The 24,785-nt window shown below is 69.7% G+C and carries 25 protein-coding genes; 5 read left to right on the top strand and 20 right to left on the bottom strand.

Annotation, left to right across the window (positions count from 1 at the left end; all coding sequences use genetic code 11):
- Positions 1 to 42 precede the first annotated feature (42 nt).
- Positions 43 to 1,116: an extracellular solute-binding protein gene (locus AC07O8_RS22265; protein WP_495050113.1), complete on the bottom strand. Its 1,074-nt coding sequence runs from the start codon at positions 1,114 to 1,116 to the stop codon at positions 43 to 45.
- Positions 1,117 to 1,303: 187 nt separating this feature from the next.
- Entirely contained in the window at positions 1,304 to 2,302 is a 999-nt protein-coding gene (locus AC07O8_RS22270) for a LysR family transcriptional regulator (RefSeq protein ID WP_495050114.1), read from the bottom strand.
- Between the two features lie 157 nt (positions 2,303 to 2,459).
- Between AC07O8_RS22270 and AC07O8_RS22275 the strand changes: the two genes are divergently transcribed.
- The 3 genes from AC07O8_RS22275 to AC07O8_RS22285 all read left to right on the top strand — a co-directional run bounded on the left by AC07O8_RS22275 (position 2,460) and on the right by AC07O8_RS22285 (position 4,290).
- Positions 2,460 to 2,714 carry a hypothetical protein gene (locus tag AC07O8_RS22275; protein ID WP_495050115.1) on the top strand — a complete coding sequence of 85 codons (255 nt, stop codon included), beginning with the start codon at positions 2,460 to 2,462 and terminating at the stop codon, positions 2,712 to 2,714.
- A 253-nt stretch (positions 2,715 to 2,967) separates the two neighbouring features.
- Complete coding sequence (locus AC07O8_RS22280; protein WP_495050116.1) at positions 2,968 to 3,429, top strand: hypothetical protein; 462 nt, start codon at positions 2,968 to 2,970, stop codon at positions 3,427 to 3,429.
- Between the two features lie 15 nt (positions 3,430 to 3,444).
- On the top strand, positions 3,445 to 4,290 hold the full coding sequence (locus AC07O8_RS22285) for a phosphatase PAP2 family protein (RefSeq protein ID WP_495050117.1): 846 nt from the start codon (positions 3,445 to 3,447) through the stop codon (positions 4,288 to 4,290).
- Here the strand turns inward: AC07O8_RS22285 and AC07O8_RS22290 are convergent.
- From AC07O8_RS22290 to AC07O8_RS22300, 3 genes are all read right to left on the bottom strand, one after another.
- A complete protein-coding gene (locus AC07O8_RS22290) occupies positions 4,260 to 5,051 on the bottom strand; it encodes a metallophosphoesterase family protein (protein WP_495050118.1) in 792 nt (263 codons plus the stop codon). The two genes, AC07O8_RS22285 and AC07O8_RS22290, sit on opposite strands and share 31 nt — an antisense overlap.
- On the bottom strand, positions 5,048 to 6,091 hold the full coding sequence (locus AC07O8_RS22295) for a diacylglycerol/lipid kinase family protein (protein ID WP_495050119.1): 1,044 nt from the start codon (positions 6,089 to 6,091) through the stop codon (positions 5,048 to 5,050). Before AC07O8_RS22295 ends, AC07O8_RS22290 begins: the two co-directional genes overlap by 4 nt.
- A gap of 150 nt (positions 6,092 to 6,241) precedes the next feature.
- Positions 6,242 to 7,192, bottom strand: a complete 951-nt coding sequence (locus AC07O8_RS22300) for a LysR substrate-binding domain-containing protein (protein ID WP_495050120.1) — start codon at positions 7,190 to 7,192, stop codon at positions 6,242 to 6,244.
- A gap of 75 nt (positions 7,193 to 7,267) precedes the next feature.
- Between AC07O8_RS22300 and AC07O8_RS22305 the strand changes: the two genes are divergently transcribed.
- Together AC07O8_RS22305 and AC07O8_RS22310 are read left to right on the top strand one after the other, a co-directional pair.
- Complete coding sequence (locus AC07O8_RS22305) at positions 7,268 to 8,014, top strand: sulfite exporter TauE/SafE family protein (protein ID WP_495050121.1); 747 nt, start codon at positions 7,268 to 7,270, stop codon at positions 8,012 to 8,014.
- Positions 8,011 to 8,343 carry a hypothetical protein gene (locus tag AC07O8_RS22310; protein WP_495050122.1) on the top strand — a complete coding sequence of 111 codons (333 nt, stop codon included), beginning with the start codon at positions 8,011 to 8,013 and terminating at the stop codon, positions 8,341 to 8,343. The genes AC07O8_RS22305 and AC07O8_RS22310 overlap by 4 nt, the downstream gene beginning before the upstream one ends.
- On the opposite strand, the gene AC07O8_RS22315 is transcribed toward AC07O8_RS22310, so the two are convergent.
- From AC07O8_RS22315 to AC07O8_RS22385, 15 genes are all read right to left on the bottom strand, one after another.
- Positions 8,288 to 10,159 (bottom strand): methyl-accepting chemotaxis protein, encoded by a 1,872-nt coding sequence (locus AC07O8_RS22315; RefSeq protein ID WP_495050123.1) that lies wholly within the window; start codon positions 10,157 to 10,159, stop codon positions 8,288 to 8,290. The two genes, AC07O8_RS22310 and AC07O8_RS22315, sit on opposite strands and share 56 nt — an antisense overlap.
- Positions 10,160 to 10,336: 177 nt before the next feature.
- Positions 10,337 to 10,618 (bottom strand): hypothetical protein, encoded by a 282-nt coding sequence (locus AC07O8_RS22320; RefSeq protein WP_495050124.1) that lies wholly within the window; start codon positions 10,616 to 10,618, stop codon positions 10,337 to 10,339.
- A 44-nt stretch (positions 10,619 to 10,662) separates the two neighbouring features.
- Positions 10,663 to 11,184 (bottom strand): hypothetical protein, encoded by a 522-nt coding sequence (locus AC07O8_RS22325; RefSeq protein ID WP_495050125.1) that lies wholly within the window; start codon positions 11,182 to 11,184, stop codon positions 10,663 to 10,665.
- Positions 11,181 to 11,915 carry a hypothetical protein gene (locus AC07O8_RS22330; RefSeq protein WP_495050126.1) on the bottom strand — a complete coding sequence of 245 codons (735 nt, stop codon included), beginning with the start codon at positions 11,913 to 11,915 and terminating at the stop codon, positions 11,181 to 11,183. The genes AC07O8_RS22325 and AC07O8_RS22330 overlap by 4 nt, the downstream gene beginning before the upstream one ends.
- The gene (locus AC07O8_RS22335; protein ID WP_495050127.1) at positions 11,899 to 13,530 is read right to left on the bottom strand and encodes a GspE/PulE family protein; all 1,632 of its coding nucleotides are present in this window, start codon (positions 13,528 to 13,530) and stop codon (positions 11,899 to 11,901) included. The genes AC07O8_RS22330 and AC07O8_RS22335 overlap by 17 nt, the downstream gene beginning before the upstream one ends.
- Positions 13,531 to 13,586: 56 nt before the next feature.
- Positions 13,587 to 14,828: a type II secretion system F family protein gene (locus AC07O8_RS22340; protein ID WP_495050128.1), complete on the bottom strand. Its 1,242-nt coding sequence runs from the start codon at positions 14,826 to 14,828 to the stop codon at positions 13,587 to 13,589.
- A 14-nt stretch (positions 14,829 to 14,842) separates the two neighbouring features.
- The gene (gene gspG, locus AC07O8_RS22345; RefSeq protein WP_297531511.1) at positions 14,843 to 15,259 is read right to left on the bottom strand and encodes a type II secretion system major pseudopilin GspG; all 417 of its coding nucleotides are present in this window, start codon (positions 15,257 to 15,259) and stop codon (positions 14,843 to 14,845) included.
- A 92-nt stretch (positions 15,260 to 15,351) separates the two neighbouring features.
- Complete coding sequence (locus AC07O8_RS22350) at positions 15,352 to 15,837, bottom strand: type II secretion system protein (RefSeq protein WP_495050129.1); 486 nt, start codon at positions 15,835 to 15,837, stop codon at positions 15,352 to 15,354.
- Positions 15,824 to 16,231 carry a type II secretion system protein gene (locus AC07O8_RS22355; protein WP_495050130.1) on the bottom strand — a complete coding sequence of 136 codons (408 nt, stop codon included), beginning with the start codon at positions 16,229 to 16,231 and terminating at the stop codon, positions 15,824 to 15,826. The genes AC07O8_RS22350 and AC07O8_RS22355 overlap by 14 nt, the downstream gene beginning before the upstream one ends.
- 51 nt (positions 16,232 to 16,282) lie before the next feature.
- Complete coding sequence (locus AC07O8_RS22360) at positions 16,283 to 16,834, bottom strand: type II secretion system protein (protein ID WP_495050131.1); 552 nt, start codon at positions 16,832 to 16,834, stop codon at positions 16,283 to 16,285.
- 2 nt (positions 16,835 to 16,836) lie between these two features.
- A complete protein-coding gene (locus AC07O8_RS22365; protein ID WP_495050132.1) occupies positions 16,837 to 19,284 on the bottom strand; it encodes a secretin GspD/PilQ domain-containing protein in 2,448 nt (815 codons plus the stop codon).
- Positions 19,285 to 19,296: 12 nt separating this feature from the next.
- The gene (locus tag AC07O8_RS22370; protein WP_495050133.1) at positions 19,297 to 19,863 is read right to left on the bottom strand and encodes a hypothetical protein; all 567 of its coding nucleotides are present in this window, start codon (positions 19,861 to 19,863) and stop codon (positions 19,297 to 19,299) included.
- A gap of 10 nt (positions 19,864 to 19,873) precedes the next feature.
- On the bottom strand, positions 19,874 to 20,674 hold the full coding sequence (locus AC07O8_RS22375) for a GspMb/PilO family protein (RefSeq protein WP_495050134.1): 801 nt from the start codon (positions 20,672 to 20,674) through the stop codon (positions 19,874 to 19,876).
- 309 nt (positions 20,675 to 20,983) lie between these two features.
- Positions 20,984 to 21,247: a hypothetical protein gene (locus tag AC07O8_RS22380; protein ID WP_495050135.1), complete on the bottom strand. Its 264-nt coding sequence runs from the start codon at positions 21,245 to 21,247 to the stop codon at positions 20,984 to 20,986.
- A 49-nt stretch (positions 21,248 to 21,296) separates the two neighbouring features.
- A complete protein-coding gene (locus AC07O8_RS22385; RefSeq protein ID WP_495050136.1) occupies positions 21,297 to 24,743 on the bottom strand; it encodes an RHS repeat-associated core domain-containing protein in 3,447 nt (1,148 codons plus the stop codon).
- Between the last annotated feature and the right edge of the window lie 42 nt (positions 24,744 to 24,785).

The raw sequence follows: 24,785 nt of genomic DNA on the forward strand, positions 1-24,785 counted from the left end.
GGGCTGACCGCGCGCGGCCGGCCGAGGAGACGCCTCACGCGATCACTGGTCGAAGGCGACCTTGTCGATCAGCAGGCTGGCCTGCTTGCGGTGGCGCGCGATCTCCGTCAGCGGCAGCGCATCGGCCTTCACCGGGCCGATCGCCGACTGGATCAGCGGGTCCAGCGTGACACCGGCCCGCACCGGGTATTCGTAGTTGGTCTGCGCGTAGAGCTGCTGCGCCGGCTCGGACACGAGGAACGCCATCAGCGCCTGCGCGGCCGCCTTGTTCGGCGCATGCCTGGCCAGCGCCGCGCCGCTGATGTTGACGTGGGTGCCCGCGCCCTTCGCGAAGGTCGGCTTCAGCACCCGGATGCCGTCGCCCCACTTGCGCGCGTCGCTGCCGGGCTTGGCCGACTTCATCTGCCCGACGTAGTACGAGTTGGCCAGGCCCACATCGCAGATGCCGCCGAGGATGTCGCGCGCCACGTCGCGGTCGCCGCCGGTCGGCTTGCGGCCCAGGTTGGCCTTGAGGCCGCGCAGCCACTGCTCGGTCTTCGCCTCGCCGTCGTGCGCGATCATCGCCGCCACCAGCGCGGTGTTGTAGGGGTGCTGGCCCGAGCGCGTGCAGACCTTGCCCTTCCACTTCGGATCGGCCAGGTCCTCGTAGCGGATCGCGGCCGTCTTCAGGGCGGGATCGGCGTAGAGCACACGGGCGCGCAGCGACAGCGCGGTCCACTGGCCGTCCGCGGCGCGGAGGTGGGCGGGCACGGCCGCCTCGACCTCGGCCGACTTCAGCGGCTGCGTCACGCCGCCTTCGACGAGGTCGATCAGGTTGCCGACGTCGACCGTCATCAGCAGGTCGGCCGGCGAGCGCGCGCCTTCCGCCTTGACGCGCTCCAGCAGCCCGTCCTTCACGAACACCGTGTTGACCTGGGTTCCCGTCTTCGCCGTGAACGCAGACAGCAGCGGCTGGACCAGCGCGACCTCGCGCGTCGTGTAGAGCGTGAGCTCGCCGCCGGCGGGCACATTGGCCTGCGCAACACCTGGCACCAGCGCGATGGCGGACATCGTGACCGCCGCGGCGGCGCCGATCGCGCGAAGCTGGAAACGGAAGGGTGGGGCAGATCGGCGCATCGTCCTGTCTCTTTCTCGGGAGTCGATGAGAACGACTCTCATCTGGAATGACGCGCAATGTAGGCGCGCCGTCCGCCCGGCGGAAGAAGTCAAAAGCTGCGAGGGTCGACAGGAAGAACCGGGTCCCGGCCGGGAGTGACGCCGGACCGCGGCTTCAGGCTGTCTTAATGCTGTCTTCATGCTGTCTTCAGGCGGCTGCCGCGGCCTGCGGCAGCGCCCGCGCGCCGGCGGCGATGACGTCGGAGATCTCCCCGATCACCTGCCGCAGCCAGCGCTGCGCCGGGTCGGGCTCGGCGCGGATGTGCCAGACCTGGCTGATGTCGATGCCGCGCAGCGCGAAGGGCAGGTTCCGGCAGGCGAGCTGGCCGGCGAAGCCGGTCGCCGGCACGAAGCTGTCCGGCAGCACCGTGATCAGGTCGGACTGCTGCACCGCCATCGTGCCGGTGAAGAAGCTGTTCACCGTCATCGCCACCCGCCGCTTGCGGCCGATCGTCGCCAGCGCGTCGTCGACGAACCCGTGCGCCCGGCCCGCGAAGCTCACGCGCAGGTGCTGCGCGGCGCAGTAGGCGTCCAGCGTCAGCGCGCCGGGCTCGGCCAGCGGGTGGTCGGCGCGCATGACGCAGACGTAGCGGCTCGCGTAGAGCGCCTCGCGGCGGAAGGCGGTGCTGTCGTCCTCGATCAGCAGCTGCTCGGTCAGGTCGGGGAAGAAGCCGATCGCGAGGTCCGCCCAGCCCTGTTCCAGCAGCTCCCGCGGATCGCGGGTGGTCAGCGGCACGACGCGCAGGCCGACATGGATGCCCTCCTCGAGAAAACGCCGGCTGAGTTGCGGCACGACCAATGCGGCGGTCGCGTCCGCCATCGCCAGCGTGAAGCTGACGGTGTTGCCGGCGGCGCGCGGATCGAAGACCTGCGGCTCCAGCGCCTGCTGCAGCGCGGACAGGGCCCGCCGCACGACCGGCCAGAGCGACTGGGCATGCGGCGTGGGCTCGACGCCGGTGGAGCTGGGGATGAACAGTTCCTCGTGCGTGGCGTCGCGCAGGCGCCTCAGGGCGTTGCTGACCGCCGGCTGCGTGATGGCCAGCCGGTGCGCGGCGCGGGTGACGTGGCGTTCCTCCATCACCACGTCGAAGACGCGCAGCAGGTTCAGGTCCAGCGTCCGGAAGTTGACGGGGCGGGGGGTGCTCATGGGCCGGATGCTAATTCCGTCACGGGTCATTTCCGGCGGTGATGACGCGATTCCCAAGTGCAATTGGCGTGCCGTACGTGAAAACCGCAATATGACGTCCATGGCGCAACGGCCCCCCGCCAAGCGCCGCCGAACATCACCTCAGAAGGGAACCGCCATGACCACCACCACGCTGAATGTCCAAGTGATGGCTGCCGACGCAGCCCGGGCTCGCACCGCGAGCGCCGCCGGCGAACGTCTGGTGGGCCTGGTCCTGCGCGCCGGCAACGCCGTCGTCGAATTCGTCCACGCCTCGATCGAGCTGCGTCCGCGCGAAGCCGTCCTGAAGGCCGCCGCCGAGCAGTCGGCCGAGCGCCCGGACCTGGCCTTCTCGCTGCGCCGCGTCGCCCGCAACGGCTGGATGATGTACTGAGTTTCTTCAGGACGCCTGACCAGCGTCCCTCCTGCAAGGAAAAGCCGGGCCGCGAGGTCCGGCTTTTTTCTTTGTCGCGCGGAAGCCGCAGCCGGGTGTCGTGAGACAGCCTGACTAGCAAATGCAAGGGAGTGCGCGAGTCGTGATCCGTCAAACCCGGGAACGATGAGGCGCCCTCCCCCGGCGTTTTGATCAAGGTCAAGCCCTTCGCCGAGCAGCATCGACGCCTTGTTGTTCAAGAGGGAGGTCAACGATGCAGTACATGGACGAGTTGATTGACCGGTGCGAGTTCCTGGACGCCTATACGCCGAACGTCAATTCCCTGCTGCCGCCCAGCCTGGCTGAAACGCTGCATCGGACCGCGCGGTGGGAGAACGGCCCCCATCACTTCGATGGCGCGCTGACCCTCATGACCGAATTCCTGACGGAGTTCTGCTGGTCGTCATCGAAGCTGGAAGGCTGCCGATTCACGCTGTCGGAGACTGCCTCGCTTCTGAAGCTGGAAGAGCAACTACAGACCGAGGCTGCGCATCGGAGCGAGGAGGCGCGGATCGTCGTCAATCACAAGCGGGCGTTGGAGCTGATGGTCTTCGACACCCACCCGGACCGCGTGAGCGTCCATCTGCTCCAGCGCCTTCAAGGTCGACCTCCGTGGCGGTCGATCTCTTCGAATGGCTGTATCGAAGGTCGATGCAGAAATACCCGTGGATGTTGAGTTGACAATCGACGGATGTCCCCCGTCTCCCTCCTGGCCGCCGCCCACTTCGCCGGCGCGCATGCGCTGGCGATCTACGGCGCGCTGCTGGTCCTGGTGACCGGCACGACCTGGCTCGTCGCCCGCGCGCTGCTGCCGGACCGCGGCGGGCAGGCCGCCGCGCCTGAACCACTCTCCCCGGTCGCACTGCTGCTGCGCTTGGCGGCCGGCTTCGCCTTCATCGTCGGCGGCGCGGTGCTGTTCGCCGAGATCGCCGAGGAGCTCCACACCGAGCAGACGCTGGGCCAGCTCGACGAGGCCTTCATCGTCGCGATGATCGACCACGTGCCCGACCTCGCGCTGCAGGCGTTCTACCTGATCACGGTCGTCGGCAACCGGGAGACGCTGATCACGCTCGGCATCGCGGTGACGGTGGGGCTGCTCGTCCTGCGCCGCCGCGGTCTGGCGCTCGGCTGGGCGCTGGCGATGCTGGGCAACGCCGCGCTCAATCCGACGCTGAAGCAGATCTTCGAGCGCGCCCGCCCGGTGCACCCGACCCACTGGCTGACCGAGCAGGGATTCAGCTTCCCCAGCGGCCACAGCTCCGGCACGGTGATCGCGATGGGGATGCTCGCCTACCTCGCCGTCCGCCTGCTGCCACGGCGCTGGCATGTGCCGGCCTGGATCGCGGCGGCGGGGCTGGCCTTCTCGGTCGGTGCGAGCCGCATCTTCCTGCGTGTGCATTTCCCGAGCGACGTGCTGGCCGGGTTCGCCTCCGGCGCCGCGTGGCTCACCGTCTCGATCGTGAGCATCGAGCTCGCGCGCTGGGCGCGCCGCAGACGCGTCGGGCGTCAGGCGAGCGCCGTCGAGCCCACGCGCTGAAAGAGGCCCGCGGTGTCGTCGACGTCCCAGCGTTCGACGACGGCCGAGCGCGCCGGACCGATCCGGATCACGTTGACGGAATTCGGGATCCCGCCGCGCACCCGGACGCTCAGGGCCGTGCCCGCCTGCACAGCCCAGACCGGGCGCGGCAGGTCGGACCGACGCTCATGCAGCGGCAGCACATACGGCAAGTGGATGTGGCCGCCGACCACCGCGTCGACGCCCGCCTCGGCCCAGCGGTGCACCGCCTTGGCATGACCGCGCAGCAGGTTGGTGACATCCGTCGCCTTCGTGACCGCCACCGGCTGATGCACCGCCACGAGCCGCACCTGATCGGGCGTGGCGCGCGCGAGCCGATGCGCAGTGCGCTCGATCTGCGCATCCGACACCTCGCCGTTGGTGTGCCGGTAGCGGCGCGTGGTGTTGAGCGCGACGACGAGCAGGTCGTCGGTCTCGAACTCGCTGTCCCGGGCGGGTCCGAAGGCCCGTTCATAGCGCCGATACGGATGCAGCAAGCGCGTGGCCACCGCGTACAGCGGGATGTCGTGGTTCCCGGGGATGACCAGCATTGCCGGCACGCCGAGCTTCTCGACGAAAGCCTTCGCGCGCGAGAACTCGATCGGCCGCGCGCGCTGGGTGATGTCGCCGGTGATCAGCAGCAGGTCGGGCTTCAGCTCGCCGCACAGCCGCTCCAGGGCGCCCACCGCCATCGGCCGCTCGGTGCCGAAATGCGGATCGGACATCTGAAGCACGACCGTCATCCGCCGGACTCCGTGCTCGCGTCGGCCGCAGCGGTGGCGCCCGCCCTGACGGCCGGCGAGCCGCTCATGCCGGCGGCGGCCTGGGCCTGCCGACGTTCTTCCGACAGTCCTTCCGGACGGATCAGCATCAGCGGCTGCGGCGCGACCTCGAAGCGCACCGGCAGGCGCATCCAGAGCACTTCGCCGTCGGTGGCGACCTTCACCCGTCGTGCGCCCAGGCGCCGGCTGCGCACGGTCAGGCGGGTGAAGGGGAAGTTGACGATCTGGTCCGCCTCGGCGAGCTTGCCCATCGCGCCGCGCGCGAGCAGCTTCAGCAGGCCCCAGCGCCCGACCGGCTTGAGCATCACGCCGGCCAGCTCGCCGCGATCGATGGCCTGCGCCTCCGGCAGGCCGACCTGCTCCATCTGGAGCGCGTTGTTGCCGACGAAAAGCGTCGGCGTGCGGACCTGCCTCGGCTGGCCATGCAGTTCGATCGTGAGCCCGAGGCTGCGATGGCCCCGGAAGATCGTCGCCAGCACCGCGCCGACGGCGATCAGCCGGCTGCGGCCGAACTGCTGCTTCCAGACCTCGCGGTCCTCGAGCGACTGCGAATAGAGCCCGATGCTCGCGTTGACGTTGAAGACCCGGTCGTTGAGCAGGCCCACCTGGACGGGCGAAGGCCGCTCCTGGAGCAGCACGCGCAACGCACCGCCGAGGTCGGACGGGATCCCGTGCGTCCGGGCGAAGTAGTTGAAGGTGCCGCGCGGCAGCACGCCGAAGGCGCAGCCGCTGCCGAGCACTTCCTGGACGACGCCGTTGATCGTGCCGTCGCCGCCGGCCGCGACGACGACGCCGTCGACCTCGCGAGCGCGTCGCACGGCGTCGCGCGCCGTCTCGGCGAGCTTGCCCGGCGCCTCGATGGGCAGCAGGTGCAGCTCGCGGCCAGCCGCACGACAGGCCGCCTCCACGGCGGGGCCGACCTCATCCCGATCGCCACGGCCGGAGGCGCGGTTGAAAACGACGAACAGCGGCGGCAGGCGGGACGCGGTGGGCTGGGACATGGGCGATGAGGCGCGCGGCGGGGCGGAAAGCGGGAACGATAACCGTCCTGGCAAGCCGGACGCCCGATCCGCCTCGGCCGCCTGCGCGCCTGCGCCGGCGGGCAGCTGCAACGCGCCGCGCCGCCCGATCGGGAAGCTAGGGGCACATGGTCAGTCCTGACCGGCCATCAACGCCGTCACCAACGCGATCACGCCCGGCTGCTCCAGCGCCTGCGCCGAATGGCACAGCATCAGCGTGCGGCGTGCCCACGGCTCGTCGAGGCGGGCGATGTGGACGCCCTCCGTCCGCTCGCGTTCGGCCGCGCTGCGCGACATCACCGCCACGCCCGCGCCGGCTTCGACGAGCCGGACGATCGCCTCGAAGCCCGACACGCGCACCCGGTGATGCGGGACGCGGCCGCTGCGCGCGGCCTGCGCCAGCAGGTAACGGCTCAGGCCGGCGTCGGCGCCGAGGCCGACGAAGGGACGATCCAGCAGCTCGATGAAACGCACGCTCTTCGGCGTCCGCCCGCGCTTGACCGCCGGCAGCAAAGCGACCAGCTCGTCCTCCACCCAGGGCCGCGCCGTCAGCCCCGTCGTGTCGACGTGGTTCGTGACGATCACGACGTCGGCGACGCCTTCTCGCAAGGCCTGCAGCGCGGCGTCGCTGGGCATCTCCTGCAGCTCGACGTCGATGTCCGGATGCTCCGCGAGGAAGCGGCCGAGCCGCGGCGGCAGCGCCTCGACCAGCGCCGCCGTGTTGCCGAGCAGGCGCACCGTGCCGCGCAATCCCCGGCCGAAGGCCGACATTTCGATGTGCAACGAATCCAGCTCGGACAGCACCCGCCGGGCCTGGCGCGACAGCGCCCGGCCCGCGTCGGTCGCCACCACGCCGGCCTTGGAACGATCCAGCAGACGCACGCCGACCCGGTGCTCAAGGCTCTTGAGGCGCGCGCTCGCGGCGGCGAGCGACAGGCTCATCGCCGCCGCGCCGGCGGTGATCGATCCCTGCGCGACGACCGCCTCGAACAGCTGCAGGTCGAAGGGATCGACGCGGTAGTCGATCGGGCGGGCGGTGGAGCGCGGTGCGGTCATCGAGGCCATCCAGGTCTTCGAGGTCATCCTCTTGCGAACGCGAAGGATATCCGCCGCACATCGAGATCGACAGCCTCCGGGCGCGCCTCGAAGATGCGCCGCATGGCTTTCACCTCCTTCGCAGCGCTCGCGCCCTGGCTTGGCATCGGGCTCGTCTTCGTCCTGGCCGGCGGCGTCAAGGGCGTCACCGGCATGGGCCTGCCCACCGTCGCCATGAGCCTGCTCGGCCTGTGGATGGCCCCCGCGCAGGCGGCGGCGCTGCTGGTGATGCCGTCCCTCGTCACCAACATCGCCCAGTGCCAGGGGCCGGCCTGGCGCCGCATCGTCGCGACGCTGTGGCCGGTGTGGCTCGGCATGGCCGTCTCCACGGTGTGGGGACCGGATCTCAGTTCGATCGCGCCCATCGACGCGCGCTTCGCCCTGGGCGTCATCCTCGTCGTCTACGGCTGCTGGGGCCTGTGGAAACCCGTCGTCCCCCAGGTCTCGCCGCACGCGTGGTGGATCGGCCTGGCCGCCGGATTGGCGACCGGTTTCGTCACCGCCTCGACCGCCGTCTTCGCGCTGCCACTGGTGCCCTACCTCCAGGCCCTGCGCCTGGACAAGGACACGATGATCCAGGCACTCGGCCTGTCCTTCACCGTCGCGACGCTGTCGCTGGCCGCGCGGCTGCATTCGTTCGAGAGCGGTTCGGTGATGTCCGTGTCCTCGCTGGTGGCGCTCGCCGCCGCCTTCGCCGGGTTGGGCGTCGGCGCCGCCGTGCGGGCGAGGATCAGCCCCACGACCTTCCAGCGCGCGCTGTTCGTCGTCTTCATCGTGCTCGGCGTGGCGAACCTGTGGCGCGGTCTATGAGCCTCCCTCCGCTCCGCGACGAACGCTGCGAGCTGGCCGCGCTGCTCGAGCGCGCCTACCGGCTCGCGCTATGGCTGCACGATGCGGAGCGCGTCGATCGCGCCGTCGGCATCGAGACGCCGGACGAACCCGGCGCCTCGCAGGCCGCCTTCGCGGTGCACGTGGCCTCGTCCGAACTGGTGGACGTGCTCGACGAGGCCCGCGCCCGGCTGGTTGCCGGTGCGGGCAGCGCGGGCAGCGCGGGCACCACGGCCCGCGCGCTCGCGACCTCGCTCAGCCCAGCCGGAACGCCGATGCCAGTTCGTTCATCCGTTCCGCCTGATCGTTGAGCGAGGCGGCCGACGCGGCGGCTTCCTCGACCAGCGCCGCGTTCTGCTGGACCATGCGTTCGACGTCGGTGAAGGTGCCGCGAAGTTGCTGGAGGCTGACGGCCTCCTCCGCCACCTCGTGGGCGATGCGCTCGATCTCGGCGCTGACGGCGCCGATGCCGCGCTCGATGCCCGCGATGGCCGCGCCCGCGGCCTGCACCTCGGCCTGTCCGCGCTCGACCCGCGCGACCGATTCGCCGATCAGCACCTTGACCTCCCCCGCCGCGCCGGCGCTGCGCTTGGCCAGGTTGCGCACCTCGGCCGCGACCACCGCGAAACCGCGGCCCTGCTCGCCCGCCCGCGCTGCCTCGACGGCCGCGTTCAACGCCAGGATGTTGGTCTGGAAAGCGATCATGTCGATCACCGACACGATCTCCGACATGCGTCTCGAGCTCGCGCCGATCGAGTTCATGGTCTCGACGAAGCCCTGCACCATTCGGCCGCCGGCCGCCGCGCTGGCGCTGGCTTCATCGGCGAGTCCGCGGGTGCGGACCGACGCCTGCGCCGTGCCGTCCAGCGTCTCCGACAAGCGCTGCACGTTGCTCGACGCCTCCTGCACGCGCGCCGCGGCGTGTTCGCTGCGCACGCTCAGGTCCTGGTTGCCGGAGGCGATCTCGTCGGCGGCGCCGTGGATCTCGCCCGACGCGACCTGCATCTGCGTCACCAGGCCGCGCAGCCGGTCGCGCATCGACCGGATCGCGTCGAGCATCCGGCCGAGGTCGTCGTTCGTGTGCCACGAGGACTCGGCGGTCAGGTCGCCTTGCGCGATGCGCTCGGTCAGCGTCTCCGCCTCGTGGATCGGACGCCAGACGCCGAGCAGCGTGCGCCACAGCACCAGGCCCATCGCGATCAGACCGCCGATCACGACGATCGTGGTCAGCAGGAAGCGATGCGCGACGGCGGACTCGCTGTCGTCGAGCCGTTGCGCCAGCGTGTCCATCACGCGCGCCGAGAGTTCCGACTGCAGCACCGCGCCCTTCTTCAGCGTGGCGACCAGTTGGTCGAGCGGGTAGTTCACGTCCTTCGCCGACGCGTCGAGCGCTTCCAGCACCACCTGGCGCTGCTGGGCGACGCGCTGCAGCGTCTCGGCGTAATCGGCCGCGTGGGCCTCGTCCGCAACGGCGGCCTGGCGCAGCGCAGCGTTGAGTTGGCGCAGGTCCGCGCGGTAACGTCCCGCAGCGTTGCCCACCGCGGCGACGTCGTCGACCGCGGCGGCGGCGCCGATCGCGCCGAGCTCGGCCAGCGTGTCGGTCAACTGCGGCGCGACCTGCAGGCCGGCCACGACGTTGAAGTAGGTCGCCCCGTCCTGCTGCATCAGCAGCCCGGAGCGGGCATTCAGTTGAGCGACGGCATCGAAGATCGCATCGAAGAGCGCGCGGTACTGAGGCGCCTGGACCTGGAGCATCTGACTCACGCCCTTGGCGTGGAGCGCCTTGAACTGATCGCGGATCTTCGTCGCTTCATCGGTCAGCGCGTCGCCGTGCCGCACGTCGTCGAGCTCGGCGAGCACGGCCGCGAAGTCCTTGTCGATCTTCGTGGCGGCGGCGTCGCGGGCGGCGGCCTGCTCGGGATGGCTGGAGGCGGTGGCCGAGGCCATGCGGTGGTCGGCGAGATCGGCGATCACACGCTGCCAGGCCTGATTGGCGGGCAGCGCGGCGCGTTGCGCCTTGACGGTGCGCAGTGCGTCGAGGAGAGTGAAACCGAGCTGCGCGGTGGGCAGCAGACAGACGGCGCCGCACAGGAGCGCGACGACGGCGAGACGGTGTTTGAGAGACATCGGGCGGGACCTTGGGAGGCCGGTGCTGGGGAGGCGCCGCGAGTCTTGCAATGCTTCGTTACAGCTACGGGACAACCCGGATGTGATCCCGCCGGAAGGTTGGGAAGCGGGGGTTTTTAACGCTCGCTCCACGGGGTCGGGCGCTGCTCGCCCGGGCCACCGCACGCCCGCGGCGCTTCAGATCGAACGCCGACTTCGAATACGCCGGCAATGGACCGCCGACTCCGCGTCGGCATATCGCCACGACTTCACCACGAACGACTGGCTGTCCATCTCGAGCACGAACCGGCATCCTTCGCCCAAGCCGTAGACCATGGTCCGCGTCACCCCGTCGTCGCTGATGAGCGTGCGTGTCGCCCACAAGGCGCCGTTGAATTCGCCGACGTAGACGCCGACGGATGCGTTCAGATCGGGCTCGAGGTCGTAGATGCTGGCGCAGCCGGTTGCCGCGGCGGTCATGACTGCCAACCAACAGCGTCCGCGCATGAGGAGTGACACCGCTCTCACGGCCATGTCGACCGGATCACCGCCTGCCGCCGAGCCCCCGCGGCCTCGGCGCGCACCAGCGCCCAGCGCTGCACGCTCTCGCCCTCGTTGAGCAGCTCAAGGTAGGCGAGCAGCGCCTTGTAGTCGTCGAACTCCAGCGTTACGTCGGCGCCGCCGCGCGTGGCATTGAGCTCGATGCCGCTGACGCGCACGCCGTCGACCGCCACGGTCTCCAGCGACCGCAGCACCGCCTGCATCGGGAACGCCGCCGTGCGCGCCACCGTCAGCGCATCGCGCGCATAGGACGGGAGCGCCGCATCGGCGGCCGCCTTGTCCGCGCGCGCGCGCAGCGTGTCCCGCAGGCGCGCGATCTCGGCGGCGTCGGCATCGGTCCGCGTCACGCGTGTGGCGCGCTCCTCCCACGCCTGCCAGGCGCCAACGCCGAGACCCACCGTCGCGGCGGCACAGATCGCGCCCCAGACCGCCAAGGCCACGATCGGCCGCCGCGCGGGCGCGAAGTCCACCGTCAGCGCTCTCATGCCGTGACCTCCTTGCGAAAGGGCAGCGCGTTGCCGGCCTGCTGGCCCGGCAACGCGCCAGTGTCGAATTCGATCAGCTCGATCCCGCCCGCCGGAACGTCGTGCGTCACCAGCGCGCGATTGAGCACCGCCGACGCGGACTCGCCGTCGAGCGGATAGGTCTGCGCCACGCGATAGATGCCGCCCTCGGCGACCAGCAGCACGAGTTCATCGCTGTCCGCGATGGCCAGGCACTGCGCATCCGCCGACGGCAGCGACGAACCCGACGCACCGGATGCGCGTGCCGCCTCGATGGCGACGGCCCACCAGGGCCTCACGCTCTCCAGCGCGCGGCCGCCGAGCGCCAGCAGCTCACGCTGCCAGGCGGCATCGATGGCGACGGCCATACGCGGCGACGACTGACCGTTGTCCAGCCACACGGGGCCGTCGGCGGGCAGCCCCGCGCGGTCCTCGACCATCGACCTCGCGATCGCGATCCAATCGGCCTCCCCCGCGACGCCGGCCACTTCCGGCAACAGGAACGGGCGGCAGACCGCGCCGCTCACCGTGATCCGCAACGGCGTCCCACGCGGCAACTCCCGCACGCCGGCGGCCAAGGCCGCCACCGCGGCATCGCGCCCGTCGACATCCGACGCCACCAGCAGCACGCCGCCCAGCGACAGCCGCACCGCGCGCTCGCCCGCATAGGCGACCGCCGTCCGCGCCGACGCGCGCTTACCAGCCCACCACACGCTTGATCTCCTCCGCGCTCGACTCGCGCCGGCTCACCATGTCCGCGCCCAGCTGCGACAGCGTCCTCACGCCCTTGCGATAGACATGCTCCCGCAAGGCCGACACCGGCGCGCCCGTCGTGACCAGATCGCGGAAGCCGTCGTCGATCGTGTGCACCTCCGCGATCACGCGGCGACCCTTGTAGCCGGTGCCGCCGCAACGCTCGCAGCCCACGGCCAGCGGCATCGTCTCCGGCCGCACCAACCCCATGTCGACAAACCACTGTTGCTCGCGCGGCTGCGCCGGCCGGTCGCCCACGCAGTGCGGGCAGAGGCAGCGCACCAGCCGCTGCACGATCACGCCGTTGAGCGCTGCCATGAAACCGAACATGTCCAGGTCGAAATGCTTGAAGCGGCCGGTCACGTCGAACACGCTGTTCGCATGCACCGTCGTCAGCACCTGGTGTCCAGTCAGCGCCGACTGCACCGCGATCTCCGCGGTCTCGGCGTCGCGGATCTCGCCCACGAGGATCCGGTCCGGGTCATGCCGCAGGATGGACCGCAGCCCCTTGGCGAAGGTCAGCCCCTTGCGCTCGTTCACCGGCACCTGCAGCACGCCGGCCAGCTCGTACTCGACCGGGTCCTCGATCGTGATGATCTTCTCGATGCCGTTGTTGACCTCGGACAGCGCGGCGTACACCGTGGTCGTCTTGCCGCTGCCGGTCGGCCCGGTCACCAGCAGCATGCCGTGCGGCAGACCGGCCAGCTCGCGGATGTTCGCGGCGCCCGCCGCGTCGAAACCGAGCAGGTCCAGCGACACCTGGTCCGCCGGATCGCGCAACTGCGCCTTGTCCAGCAGCCGCAGCACGGCGTCCTCGCCGAACACGCTCGGGATGACGGACACGCGCAGGTCCAGCTCGCCGCCGCCCAGGGCGACGCGGAAACGTCCGTCCTGCGGCAGTCGCCGCTCGGTGATGTCGAGCTGCGCCAGCACCTTGATGCGGGAGATCGCCTCCTCCGCGCCGCGCGTGCCTTCCAGGCGGCCATGCGGCATCAGCACGCCGTCGCGGCGCAGGCGCACGCTCACGCCCTGCCGGTCGCATTCGAAATGGATGTCGCTGGCGCCGACCTCGTACGCGCGGCGCAAGGCCTGGTCGACGAAGGCCACCACCGGCCCCTCCGCCGCGCCCGTCGTGTCGGGGACGCCGGTCTCCCGACCCGGTGTCGCGGCGGGCGTGCCGCACCACGCGTCCAGCTGCACGCGCGTCGCCGCGATCGCGGGCATGCGCCGGCCCGCCGCCTGCGCCGCGCGGCGCAGCACGGCGTCGTCCCAGGGGTCTGCCATCGCCAGCCGCAGCCGGTCCGGATCGCCGTCCAGCCTCACAGGAACCGCGCGCACCTGCCTCGCCAGGGCGGCGCCGCCCGCACCCAGCAACGCCAGGTCCGCGACGGCACGAGCCGCGGCGGTGTCATCCAGCATCTCCATGCCGCCGGTCTCGCGCAGCAGCGCGGGCAAGTCCTGACCCCAGCCGCCGCGCAGCAGCTGATCCAGTACGGCGTCCGCGCCGGCCTGGGCGGCCTGACGCCGCGCGGCCTGCAACGCGGCGCGGAAGTCGGAGCGGGATTCGGCGTTCATCGGGCGGGGGCTCTCATCGGGAAGGAGGTCGGCAGGGTGGGTGCGGAACGTGGCGCTCAGCGGATGCTGCTCGCGATGTCGAAGATCGGCAGGTACATCAGGACGACGATGCTGCCCACCAGCAGCGAGACCAACAGCAGCATCACCGGCTCGACGATGCGCGTCGCGCGATCCATGAAGGCGGCGAAGTTGCCCGCGTGCCGCTCCGCGATCGTCTGCAGCACGCGCTCGAAGTTGCCCGAGCGCTCGCCCACGGCCAACAGGCGCTGCGTGACGGTGTCGGTCAGGCCGTGCTCGGAGAAGGCGCTGGAGACGCGCACGCCGCGCGTCAGCGCCAGCCGCGCGTCGCGCATCGCGTGGTCCATGTCGGCGCCGAGCGCCAGGCCTTCGCAGCGCAGCAGCGTCTCGTCCAGCGTGTAGCCGCCGCGGAACATCACCGTCATCGAGTGGTACAGCTTCGCGAGCCGGAACTCGCGCAGCGCGCGCCGCACCGGCGGGATCACGGCGGCCGCGCGCATCGCCGCGCGCTGGATCGCGCCCTGGCGCCATGCCACGACGCCGAGCGCCGCCAGCGCCGCCGCCGCCGCCAGGATGCCGAGCCGGTGCTCCCGCACGAACGTGCTGGCCACCGTCAGCAGATGGGTCGACCAGCTCATCTCGCCGCGCAGGTCCGCGTACATCGACGCGAAACGCGGCAGCACCACGACGATCAGGAAGCCGCTCACCAGCAGCCCCAGGCCGAGCACCAGGCTCGGATAGATCGCCGCGCTGACGACCTTCTTGCGCAGCGTCTCGACCATCTCGTGATACCGCAGGAACTCGGAGAGCGCCTCGGCCAGCGAGCTGCTGCGCTCGCTGGCGCGCACGCTGGCCACCAGCACCATGGGAAAGCGGCCCAGCGCCTCCATCGCCACCGACAGCGCCTTGCCCTGATGCAGTTGCGCCAGCAAGGCGGCCTGGAGCTCGGCGCGCGCGCCGTCGGCGCCGGACTGCGCCTGCAGCGTCTCGATGGCCTCGACGACCGTCATCCCGGCGACCAGCAGCGTGCGCAACTCCTGGCACCACCAGGCGATGTCCAGCGCGCTCGCCCGCGCGCCGGCCGTTCCGACACCGGCCGTGGCGCCGGTCGTAGCGCTTGTCGTGGCCCGCATCGTGGCGGGCTCGCGCACCGGCTCGGCGGCCAGCACCTTGCGGCCGTCCGGCAACTGCGTGCCCAGCGCCTCGCGCGAGGCCACCTCCATCAGCTCCTCGCTGACGGACAGGCGCACGGGGTCGAGCAGGCGGACGCGCAGCTTCATGTCAGCGTGTCCTCTCAGAGCTGCACGTCGGCGTCGTCGCCAGTGCCGCCGGCCACCCGGTCACGCCCGAAGCTGAACAACTCGTAGTCCTTGCCCGGCTGCTGCGACGGGATGCGGTACTGGTACGGCATGCCCCACGGATCGTTGGGGAGTTCGCCCTTCAGGTAGGGACCGCGCCAGCGCGGGTCGTTGGCGTCGCTGCGCACCAGCGCGGCCAGGCCCTCGGCGGTGTCGGGGAAGCGCCCCATGTCGATGCGGTAGGCCTGCAGCGCCTTGTCGATCGCGTCGATCTGCGCCTTGGCCGTGGTGACTTCGGAACGCGAGATCTGCGCCAGGAAGCGTGGTCCGACGATGCCGGTCAGCAGGCCGATGATCAGGATCACCACCAGCAGCTCCAGCAGCGTGAAGCCGCGGGAGCCGCGAGAGCGCATCGACCGGACGGAACGAGCGGAACAGGCGGAACTGGCGGAGCGAGCGAAAAGGGACGAACGGGGGGCGAGGTGTTTCATGTTGCTCTGGTCTCTCATTGCTCGGAGTCCACGACGAACTTCCAGTCTGAATAGCGCTGCGCCGGCTGCAGCAGCAGGCCGGGACGACGCACGGCGCCTGCGATCAGCGGCGCGTCCTCGCTGAGGCTCTGGACGCCGCGCACGCGTCCGTCCTCGCCGCGCACGACGCCCCAACGGCCGGTGGCGCCCACCGGATCCGGATAGAGGCGGCGCATGTGCCGCACGGTGCCGACGAAGCGCGTGTCCATCAGCAGCTCGTCCAGTTCCTGCGGCAGGCGCTTGTCGGTGCCCGGCGAACTGCGCCGGTAGCGCTCCAGCGCCTGCACGTAGAGCGTGCCGATGCGCAGCAGCTGCTGCTCCTTCTCGCGCCGGGCCGCGTCGGCCCAGGACTGCGCGGCGACCGACAGCGCCGCCGACATCAAGGCCACCAGCACCAGCACGGCCACCAGGCCGTAGCCTCGTGTGCGGATGCATATCGGCGAGCGATCACCACGAGGCATAGCTGCTCCCGTCGGACGCGATCTCTCGCGCGCCGCTGCGCACGTCGAAGACGCCTTCGCCGTCGGCGTTGCCCGCGCGCGGCGGCACGGCGACCCAGGTGTCGGCGCGGCTCGTCACCGGGTCGACCGGAATGGCGCGCAGATAACGGCGTTCGACCAGTTCCGGCAGCTCCTTTGGATACCGGCCCTGGTCGCTGTAGAACTTGTCGATCGCGTCGCGCATCGCGTGCAGGTTGTGGCGCAGCGCCGTATCGCGCGCGCGGTCGACGTGCTGCACGTAGCGCGGCGCGGCCACGCTGAGCAGCAGCGCCAGCGAGGCCAGCACCACGAGCAGCTCGATCACGGTGAAGCCCCGCGCCGCGGCGCCGCCTCGGCGGAGATCGCGGGGAGCCACCGTCGTCCTCGTCATGACGTGCGCGCGCTTCACCATGGCTTCACCATTGCCTCACCATTGTTTCAACGGCACGCCGTTGAGCCCGGTGGCTGTGGACTTGGAGTACACGTCGTAGACCTCCGCGCCGGGCTGCGGGTTGTCGGCATCCGACTGGTAGCCGCGCAGGCCCCAGCTCTGCTCGGCCGGCACGCCGGGCTCCGCGAACGGGTCGCGCGGCACCCGGCGCAGGAAACGGATCGTCTGGCCTTGATGCTCGGTGCGCGCGTCGGCGACCTCTCGCGTCAGGCTCTGCAGCGACTCCGGATAGGGCGGACGGTCGCTCGCGCCCAGCACCGCGCCGGACTCGCGCGCCGCGCGATAGGCGTCGAGCGCGTCGCGGATCTCCCAGAGCGCGCGCTTGAGTTCGCGCTCCTTCTCGCGCTGCGCCGTCCTCTCCGCCATCGGCAGCGCCAGCGAAGCGAGGAAGCCGAGGATGCCCAGGCAGACAAGCAGCTCGATCAGCGTGAAGCCGCGGATCCGCCCAGACGCGCGCGCGCCGCCGGCACCGACGCCGCGTGAGCGGCGGGCAGCGGAATCGGTGGCGGGCGCGCGTTGCGGCGTCATCGTCACTTCACCTCGATCACGGCGGGCGCCGGCAGCGTGGGCCGCTCGCCGTTGGGCTCGAGCGAGACCGGCTGCGCCGTGCCCACGCGCACTTCGGCGCGGCCCGCTGCGGCGGCCTTGAAGCGCAGCTTGAAGACACCGCCCGCGCCCTCCGCCGCCGTCGCCTGGTTGCGCAGCACGCTGAGGTTGACGCGGCCGGGTTCGACGCGTTTGCTGAAGCTGGTGACGGCGCCGCCCCTTCGGAAGTAGTCGTCCTCGTCGGCGTCGACCAGCGTGAGCTTGTCGGCGCTGTACTGCAGCTCGGTCATGAGGCCGCGCAGGTTGGCGTCGCGCAGATCGAGGCGGACCTCGACGGTGTCGCCGACCTTGGCTTGCGCCGGCGCGGCGAGCGACAGCGCCGGCATCCTGCGCATCGCCGGGTCCGCGGCGCCCGGCGCGCCCGGCTGTGCCGGGACAGGCACGACGGCGGAGACGCCCGGCGTGCCCGCCGCTCCTGGCGCTCCTGGCGCTCCTGGCACGGCAGTGCCTGCCATCGCTGCTGCCGGCGCGCTCGTTGCACCGGGCGTCGAGGGCACCGCGGACCTGCCGTCGGCCTGCGGCGTGTTGAACTGCAGTCCGCCGACCTGGCGCAGCTTGGGCGAGGCTTCGGTGCCGACCCACATCTCGGACTCGCTCGCGTTCAGGCGCTTGACGTTGCGCAGCACGCGCGGCGTGATGGCGAGCAGCAGCTCCGAGCGCTTGCCGTCGTCGAGCTGGCTGGAGAACAGCCGGCCGAGCACCGGCAGGTCGCCGAGGCCGGGCACGCGGCTGGACGTCGCGCGCTCGTCGCGGCTGATCAGGCCGGCCAGCAACTGCGTTTCCCCGTCGCGCAGACGCAGCAGCGTCGTCGCGTTGCGGGTGCCGATCTGGTACGCGATCGAGCCGGCGGAGGTCTTGATCGAGGTCCCGAGCGAGCTGACTTCCAGCGCGACCTTGATGGCGACCTCGTCGTCGGCGAAGACGGTGGGCTCGACGTCGAGCTTCAGGCCGACGTCGAGGTAGCTGATGCTCTCGGACACGAAGCCGCCGGTGCCGGTGGTCGTGGACACGACCGGGATCTTGTCGCCGATCATGATCTTGGCCTTTTCCCGGTTGCGAACGCGCAGCTTCGGATTGGCCAGCGTGGAGCTGTCCCCGACTTCGCGGCGCAGGTTGACGAGGATGTTGCCCGGGTTGAGGCCGACGCCGATGCGGTTGCGGCCGATGTTCTCGAAGTCGGCGAGCGTCAGCTGCGTGGAATCGCCGGTGGGCAGCGGCGTCAGCGAGAACGACGTGGGCAGCTTCACGCCGAGCTCGGTGAGGCGTGTGGCGTTGACCTCGAGCACCTCGACCTCCAGCAGCACCTCGGGTTCCGCGCTGTCGAAGACGGCGATCAGGCGTTCGGCGAGCTGGATGTTCTCGGGCGAGTCGCGCAGCGCCAGCAGGTTGGAGCGCTCGTCGACGAAGGGCTCGCGGATCTTGAGCATCGCCTTCAGGAAGGCGGCGGCGCCCTTGGGATCGCTGTTGGCGAGGTTGAACACGCGCACCAGCTGTTCCTGGTATTCGCGGTGCTTCTCGGCGGTGTTGGGGTAGATGACGATGGTGCGCGAGTCGATGACCTTCTTCGCCAGCTGGTTGCTGGCGGTGATCAGGTCCAGCGCGTCCTCGACCTTGGCCTGGCGCAGCAGCACGGTGACGCGGACGTCGGCGCGCACGTCGCGGTCGAGCACGAAGTTGATGCCGCTGTGTCGGGTGACGACGTCCAGCACGGTGCGCAGGCTGGCGTCGCGGAAGTCGAGCGAGATCGGTCGCGACTCGGTCAGCACGCCGTTGAGCGCCTGGACCTGCGCGCTGCGCTGGTCGCTGAGCAGCCGGCGCTGCAGGTCCTGCAGGCCGCCGTGGCGGGGGTTGTCCTTGAGCGCCTGTTCCAGCGCGCGCAGCGCGCGGTCGGGCTGCTTGGCCTCGACCCACTTCTGCGCGGCGGCAAGGTCGGCTGCGCCCTTGCGTTCGAGCTCCATGTCGGCGAGCAGCGCCTGCACGCGGGCGTTGGTCGGATCGAGCTCGAGCGCCTGTCGCAGCGTGACGGTGGCCTCGTCGAACTGGCCGGCGGCGCGTTGCGTGAGTGCCTGAGAGATCAGCCGCATCTGCGATTCGGCGCGCGCCTGCAGCAGCGTGGTGCGCAGGGCGGTGCTCTCCGGGTAGTCGCGCAGGCCGTTCTCGAGCGTGTTCATCGCCTCGCGGTACTGGCCGCCGGCCATGGCGCGGCGCGACTCGTCGCGGATGCGGTTCTCGGCGCAGCCGGCCAGCAGCAGCAGCGCCGCAAGCGCGGCGGCGGTGCAGGCGGTCGTCGCAGCCGGGCGTTGGAGGACACCGGAACGAGCGAGGCGGGAGAAGCCGGCGAGGCGGACGAAGCGGACGGATCGTTGAAGCATCGGGCGGACGGATCAGGGTGACGGGGATGCCGCCGGAATGCGGATCACGGTGCGCTGCTGGAGGGGCTCGTAGACGAGACGGATCTCGTCGTCAGTGATGGCTTCGACACGGAAGCCCTCGTCGAGGCGGGTGCCGGTCTCGACGAGCACGTCCTTGTCGGGCCGCGCGAGGTAGACCTTGCGCTGGCCCTGCGGGTCGATGAACTGGCCGAGGTAGCGGTAGTTCAGCGCCGGCGCCTGCGGTGGGGGCGGCGGCGGTGGAGGGGGTGGCGGCGGAGGCGCCGGAGGAGCCGGCGGCTGCGGGATCGAGAACGGGTCGCGGTCGGCGGGCTCGAGGGGTTGCTCGGGCAGCCGGGCGGGGATGGCGGGCAGCGCGAGCGACTGGCCCGGCGCGGCGGTGCGCGCCGCGGTGGGCGTCGATGGCCGCGGTGCGGGCGCAGTGGCAGCGACGACTGGAGGATCGGCGGGGGCGAGCATGGCCCAGACGCTGGCCACGGCGCTCAGGCCCAGCGCCCAGCGCAAGCCGGGGCGCAGGCCCTTGGCGGGTACGGCGGTGGAGGTCGGAGTGCGCCTGAACATCGATGCGCTTTCAGCGACGGAGCGTAGCGGCGGAGGCCGATGGCGCCGAAGGAGGAGGCGACTTGGCTGTTGCCGAAGCGGCGATGGCGGTGGCAGCAGGCGCAGACGTCGGCGATGCGACGATCGTTGCGGGGACTGCGTCGATCGGGCTCGTCGATGCGGTGCCAGCCAGCGGTCGACTCAGCCACGTGGCGACGACGCGCGCTTCCAGATCGCCGCCGACGGGAGCGGTCATCGGTCGCGCCGTGTTCATGCCGTTCATGGCATTCATCGGCGCGAAGCCGCCCGCCGGATTCGGGGCGGCGCCGGCCGCGCGCCGCAACGAGATCTGCTGCAGCACCGCCTGCTGGGCATCGCGCGTGAGCAGTTCCGCGAGGACCGTCTTGATCGCCGCGTAGCTGCCGCGCAGATTGACGTCCAGGCTCATGCGTCCGAGCGTGTTGGCGGTCGGCGCTTGTTGGGCGGTGGAGATCGAGGTGACGAGCACGGACTGCGATTCGGCCGCTTCGCGCAGATGCGTGACGGCGCGAGCGGAGGACTGCGCCAGGGGCAGACGCGCGGCGAACGGTGACGCATCGGCGGTCGGCGCGGTGGCGGCCTTGGCGCGCAGCGCGGCCAGCTCGGTGCGCGCGGCCTGCTCATGCGCGAGCGCGAGGTGCTCGGCCTGACGCGCGACGATCAGCAGCGCGCCGGCGAGCAGCGGAGGCACGAGCGCGACGCCAACCCACACGACCGTCGGCGCATGCGAGAGGCGTTGCTTGAGTGCGGCGGGATCCGTCAGCGCACGCCAGTCGATCGAGGTCAGGCGCATGACGGAACAGACGCTGAGACAAGAGCGGAACGGAGAAATCCGGCCAGGACTGCTGCCGAATGCATAGTGCTGCGCCGGTCTAAGCGACCGAGCTCCGGACGCGCGAGTGGCGCCTTGGCACGCCGATGGCGCGCCAGATGGTGATGCTCATGTGGTTCCTCCCCGATTCGCGGTGCCGCAGGCACCGCGCGGCCTCGATGTTTTATGGCCGGCGCGTGACTCTATCGCGAGCACATGGCGGAGATGAACCGCGAGGTGCGAAAGCAACTAGAGGATTGTCCTAATGACCTCAGGTGGCTCGAACTCAATTCACTTTTTCGCATTGTTTAGAAGCCAAAATCCAATCCATAAAATCAACGCAGCGAAAAAAGTTGGCGCCCAGAATGAAATGAACTCAAGTGTATCCTCCGCTTGTGCTACATCCTCGGCAATTAGTGGACCAATTATCCATTCAATGGCCTGAAGGAGAGCTCGAGGGCGATGATGCACCCACCAATCACCGTGGGACTGCCAAAATCTGGCGATCCCCCAGGAGCTGGGAAATAAGAATACAAAGGAAAGCCAAAATTTCATTTTTTCCTTCTCGCAATGGAATTGAATCTTGGGACTTTCACGCGCAAGCCTATTCGGAAACTTGTTGCCGTATATGAGATCCGGTTGGGGCCTCGGTATAGACTCTCAGGGATGCCCCACCTTTTCCATAGTTATTGCTCAGCAAGCTATTCAACTCGTTGAATGTCTTGGTATTGCACACCATACACCCAAGTGACATTCCGCCATTTCCTTCGGAATCGCGCCCCGGGTGGATGGTTATTCCTGCCATCACGTCGCCGTCTGGCAGCTTCACTTTACCAGCAACACCGATATTTGAAATGAGCGGCTGCCCTTCGTGTTTGTTGACGTCACCTGATTTATTTCCAGACAACATGGAACCAATTGTCTGCTTCAATCCAGCAATTCCTGTCTTTACTTCAACGTGAGCACGAGGCGTGATCGAGTAATTCCCTTGAGGCAACTGTTTTTCGCTGTTTATTGTAGTGGTATTAAATGTCCCCTCCATTGATCTACCAGACCCGTAGTCCATCGCGAAGAATTTGTAGCCTCCTGATTCAACAGGGAAAGCATAGATAACAGTTTTTTCTTCTGGTAGGCGAGGTTCTTTTCCATCCGGATCAACGGAGGAAAATGGGCTATTGTTTACATAGGTATAATAACCAAAACCCTTCCCGGTATTTCCATCGGTGGCGATGGGATCGACACTCAGGAATCTCGCCGCAATCGGATCGTAATACCTCTGCTGCATGTACACGAGAGCCGTCTCCGAATCCTGCACATGCCCGGTGAAGCCGATGACGCTGGTGGCTTTGCTTGGCTTGGTGCCCGCAGCCGGGAAGCCGTAGGGCTCGAACCTCGTCCTGTTGAGCACCGCCCCGGCCGCGCTCGAATGCGCCACCGGACTGCCCAGCGCGTCGGTGTGCGGGTACTGCGTGATCCCAGCTGTCACCTCCGCGATCTGCTTGCCCGCCAGATAGACATACATGGTCTCCGACTGCTTTCGGCCACCGAGACAGGTACTTCCCGAGAGTGTGCCGCTGGCGCAGCTGTAGTTCGGCGTTGCGTTGCTGGCTGTGGTCTTCGTGCAAGTGCTGCCGCTGAGCGAGTCTCCCGCGTTGCACGCCCACGCGCTCACCGACGCGCCGTAGGTGCTGGACGCCACGTGCGTGCAGGTGCTGCCGCTCAGGCTGTCGCCCGCATTGCAGACGTAGCTCGGCGTCGCGCCGTAGGTGCTCGTGGCGTACTGCGAGCACGTCGTCCCGCTCAGCGAGTCCCCGCCGTTGCACGCCCAGCTCGCGATGGATGCGCCGTAGTTCGAGGAGATCAGGCAGCTGCTGCCCGACACCGTGCCGCTTGAGCAGCTGTAGCTCGAGATCGAGGCGGCTTGCGTGCTGGTGGTGACGCACTGGTTGCCGCTGAGCGAGCCGCCGCTCGGGCAGGCGTAGCTCGTCACGTTGGCGGCGAAGTAGCACGACAGGTTCTTGCCGCCCGTGCGCACCGACGTCAGGAACTGCAGCGGATAGGCACTGTTAGCGAGCCGGCAGCGGTCGTCGTCCGTCTCGTCATTGCCGATGATGGCCTTGCCGATGCACTCGTGGTTCGCGTCGGGCGAGCCCAGGCCCGCGCAGGTGTAGCCCTGCGGCGTGGCTCCGGTCGAGGTCGTGCGCGTGCAGGTCGATCCGCTCAAGGTATAGCCGCCCGGGCAGGCATACACCGGCGTGGCCGCCACGCTGGCGACGTGCGTGCAGGTGGACCCGCTCAGGCTGTCGCCCGCGTTGCACGCGTACACCGGCGAGGCGCCATAGGTGTTGGCCACGTAGGTGTGCGAGCAGGTGCTGCCGCTCAGGCTGTCGCCTGCATTGCACGACCAACTCGCCACCGACGCGCCGTAGGTGCTCGTGTCCACGTGCGTGCAGGTCGTGCCGCTGAGCGAGTCCCCCGCGTTGCAGACATACCCGTTGGGCGTGGCGCCGTAGGTGCTTGTCGTCAGGCACTGGCTGCCAGAGAGCGTTCCCGCGCTGCAGCTGTAGCTCGCAATCGTCGCGGGCACGTCCGGCTGCACCTCGTCGGCCGCGCCCCACAGCAGCTGTCCACCCTGGCCGTAGACCTGCACCCGCGTGGAGCCGTCGTTGTTGCGGATCCAGGTGCGCCGGCCGTGGCCGTCGTACTGGTAGCTACCTCCCCGGTTCGAGGACGCCATCCGGTTGCCCAGGTCGAACCCGTAGGACTGGTCGCCCTTGCTGAGGATGTTGCCGCGCTCGTCGTACTGGTACTGGTACAACGCCCCGTTGGTCATCACGGTCGCGAGGCGGTTGCGCCCGTCGTAGCCCATGCTGCTGGCGCGCGCGCCCACCGTGGCCGAGGTGATGTTGTCCACCGCGTCGTAGGTGTAGCTCGCGTTGCCCCACACGCCCGGTGCGTTGGCCGAGGTCAGCCGGTCCAGCGCGTCGTAGCCCATGCTGCGGTTGAAGACGCCTTCCTGCTGGTCCGCGATCGCAGCGACGTTGCCGTTCTCGTCGTAGCTGTACTGGTCCTGCAGCACGCCCGCGTCGCGGTTCACCAGCGGCAGCCCGCGCTTGTTCTGCGTCAGCGTGTGCGCGATGCCGTTGCCCAGCGTGTAGCCGGCCACGGCGCCGTTGGGGTGGTAGCTCACGCCAGCGGCGTAGCTTCCCGCGCTCGTGGCTTCGCCCAGGCCGTTGGGCGTGTACGCCACCGTCGATCCATTGGGATAGCCCAGCGAGTCGAGATCCCCCGCGCTGTTGTGATTCCACGCGAAGCTGAACTGCCGGCCGCTGAAGTTCAGGATCTCGCTGCTGAGCTGGCGCAGCGCGTTGTAGCCGTAAACCCAGGTCGAGCCGTTGCTGACGATGGACTCCAGCTTGGCGTCAGGCGTGTAGGTCCGCGTGATGCCCGGACTGCCGTCGCCATAGGTGGTCGTGAGCAACTGGCCGATGGCGTCGTAGCCGTAGGCGATCTTGGCGCTGGCGGGCACGCTGGCCGTGTCGCAGGTCGTCGTGCCGGGCAAGGCCTGACCCGGGGCGCGCCAAGCGACGTTGCCCGCCAGGTCGTAGTCCTGCACCGTCGCGCCGACCTCCGGCTCGATGGTCTTGCACAGGCGCTGGCCCGCGTCGTAGACGTAGGCGCGCGTCACGCCGCCGCGCGTGATGCTCGTGGGTTTGCCGAACGCGTCGCGCGCGATGCTGACCTGCACGCCCAGCGGCGCTTCGATCGTCTGGATGCTGGCCTCGTCGGGCTTGTCCAGCGCCCACATCGTCTGCGTCGTCTGGAAGCCGCGCGGGTTGGTGACGCGGGTCTTGAAGCCGGCCAGGTACTCCGTCTTCGTGCTCAGCGCGGTGACGTCGCTGAGCTCGCTGTCGGCGTCGACCTGCGTCGGGCGGCCGAGGGCGTCGTAGGTCGTGCGCTTGCCCGCCGGGCGCAGCGCCACGCTGGCGATGTCGCGCTGCGGATAACTCTCGTAGGTGACCCGGTTCTGCGTGTCGAAGGCCTTGACCACGACCTTGCGGGTGTTGGCCTCGTCGCTCGCATCCCAGGTGCG

It is taken from the genome of Roseateles sp. GW821-FHT09G09 (genome assembly GCF_059415965.1).

Excerpts from the sequence above, each read along its gene's own strand:
- AC07O8_RS22265 (WP_495050113.1), bottom strand. The coding sequence starts at position 1,116 with ATGCGCCGATCTGCCCCACCCTTCCGTTTCCAGCTTCGCGCGATCGGC.
- AC07O8_RS22270 (WP_495050114.1), bottom strand. The coding sequence starts at position 2,302 with ATGAGCACCCCCCGCCCCGTCAACTTCCGGACGCTGGACCTGAACCTG.
- AC07O8_RS22275 (WP_495050115.1), top strand. The coding sequence starts at position 2,460 with ATGACCACCACCACGCTGAATGTCCAAGTGATGGCTGCCGACGCAGCC.
- AC07O8_RS22280 (WP_495050116.1), top strand. The coding sequence starts at position 2,968 with ATGCAGTACATGGACGAGTTGATTGACCGGTGCGAGTTCCTGGACGCC.
- AC07O8_RS22285 (WP_495050117.1), top strand. The coding sequence starts at position 3,445 with ATGTCCCCCGTCTCCCTCCTGGCCGCCGCCCACTTCGCCGGCGCGCAT.
- AC07O8_RS22290 (WP_495050118.1), bottom strand. The coding sequence starts at position 5,051 with ATGACGGTCGTGCTTCAGATGTCCGATCCGCATTTCGGCACCGAGCGG.
- AC07O8_RS22295 (WP_495050119.1), bottom strand. The coding sequence starts at position 6,091 with ATGTCCCAGCCCACCGCGTCCCGCCTGCCGCCGCTGTTCGTCGTTTTC.
- AC07O8_RS22300 (WP_495050120.1), bottom strand. The coding sequence starts at position 7,192 with ATGACCTCGAAGACCTGGATGGCCTCGATGACCGCACCGCGCTCCACC.
- AC07O8_RS22305 (WP_495050121.1), top strand. The coding sequence starts at position 7,268 with ATGGCTTTCACCTCCTTCGCAGCGCTCGCGCCCTGGCTTGGCATCGGG.
- AC07O8_RS22310 (WP_495050122.1), top strand. The coding sequence starts at position 8,011 with ATGAGCCTCCCTCCGCTCCGCGACGAACGCTGCGAGCTGGCCGCGCTG.
- AC07O8_RS22315 (WP_495050123.1), bottom strand. The coding sequence starts at position 10,159 with ATGTCTCTCAAACACCGTCTCGCCGTCGTCGCGCTCCTGTGCGGCGCC.
- AC07O8_RS22320 (WP_495050124.1), bottom strand. The coding sequence starts at position 10,618 with ATGACCGCCGCGGCAACCGGCTGCGCCAGCATCTACGACCTCGAGCCC.
- AC07O8_RS22325 (WP_495050125.1), bottom strand. The coding sequence starts at position 11,184 with ATGAGAGCGCTGACGGTGGACTTCGCGCCCGCGCGGCGGCCGATCGTG.
- AC07O8_RS22335 (WP_495050127.1), bottom strand. The coding sequence starts at position 13,530 with ATGAACGCCGAATCCCGCTCCGACTTCCGCGCCGCGTTGCAGGCCGCG.
- AC07O8_RS22340 (WP_495050128.1), bottom strand. The coding sequence starts at position 14,828 with ATGAAGCTGCGCGTCCGCCTGCTCGACCCCGTGCGCCTGTCCGTCAGC.
- gspG (WP_297531511.1), bottom strand. The coding sequence starts at position 15,259 with ATGCGCTCTCGCGGCTCCCGCGGCTTCACGCTGCTGGAGCTGCTGGTG.
- AC07O8_RS22350 (WP_495050129.1), bottom strand. The coding sequence starts at position 15,837 with ATGCCTCGTGGTGATCGCTCGCCGATATGCATCCGCACACGAGGCTAC.
- AC07O8_RS22360 (WP_495050131.1), bottom strand. The coding sequence starts at position 16,834 with ATGACGCCGCAACGCGCGCCCGCCACCGATTCCGCTGCCCGCCGCTCA.
- AC07O8_RS22365 (WP_495050132.1), bottom strand. The coding sequence starts at position 19,284 with ATGCTTCAACGATCCGTCCGCTTCGTCCGCCTCGCCGGCTTCTCCCGC.
- AC07O8_RS22370 (WP_495050133.1), bottom strand. The coding sequence starts at position 19,863 with ATGTTCAGGCGCACTCCGACCTCCACCGCCGTACCCGCCAAGGGCCTG.
- AC07O8_RS22375 (WP_495050134.1), bottom strand. The coding sequence starts at position 20,674 with ATGCGCCTGACCTCGATCGACTGGCGTGCGCTGACGGATCCCGCCGCA.
- AC07O8_RS22380 (WP_495050135.1), bottom strand. The coding sequence starts at position 21,247 with ATGAAATTTTGGCTTTCCTTTGTATTCTTATTTCCCAGCTCCTGGGGG.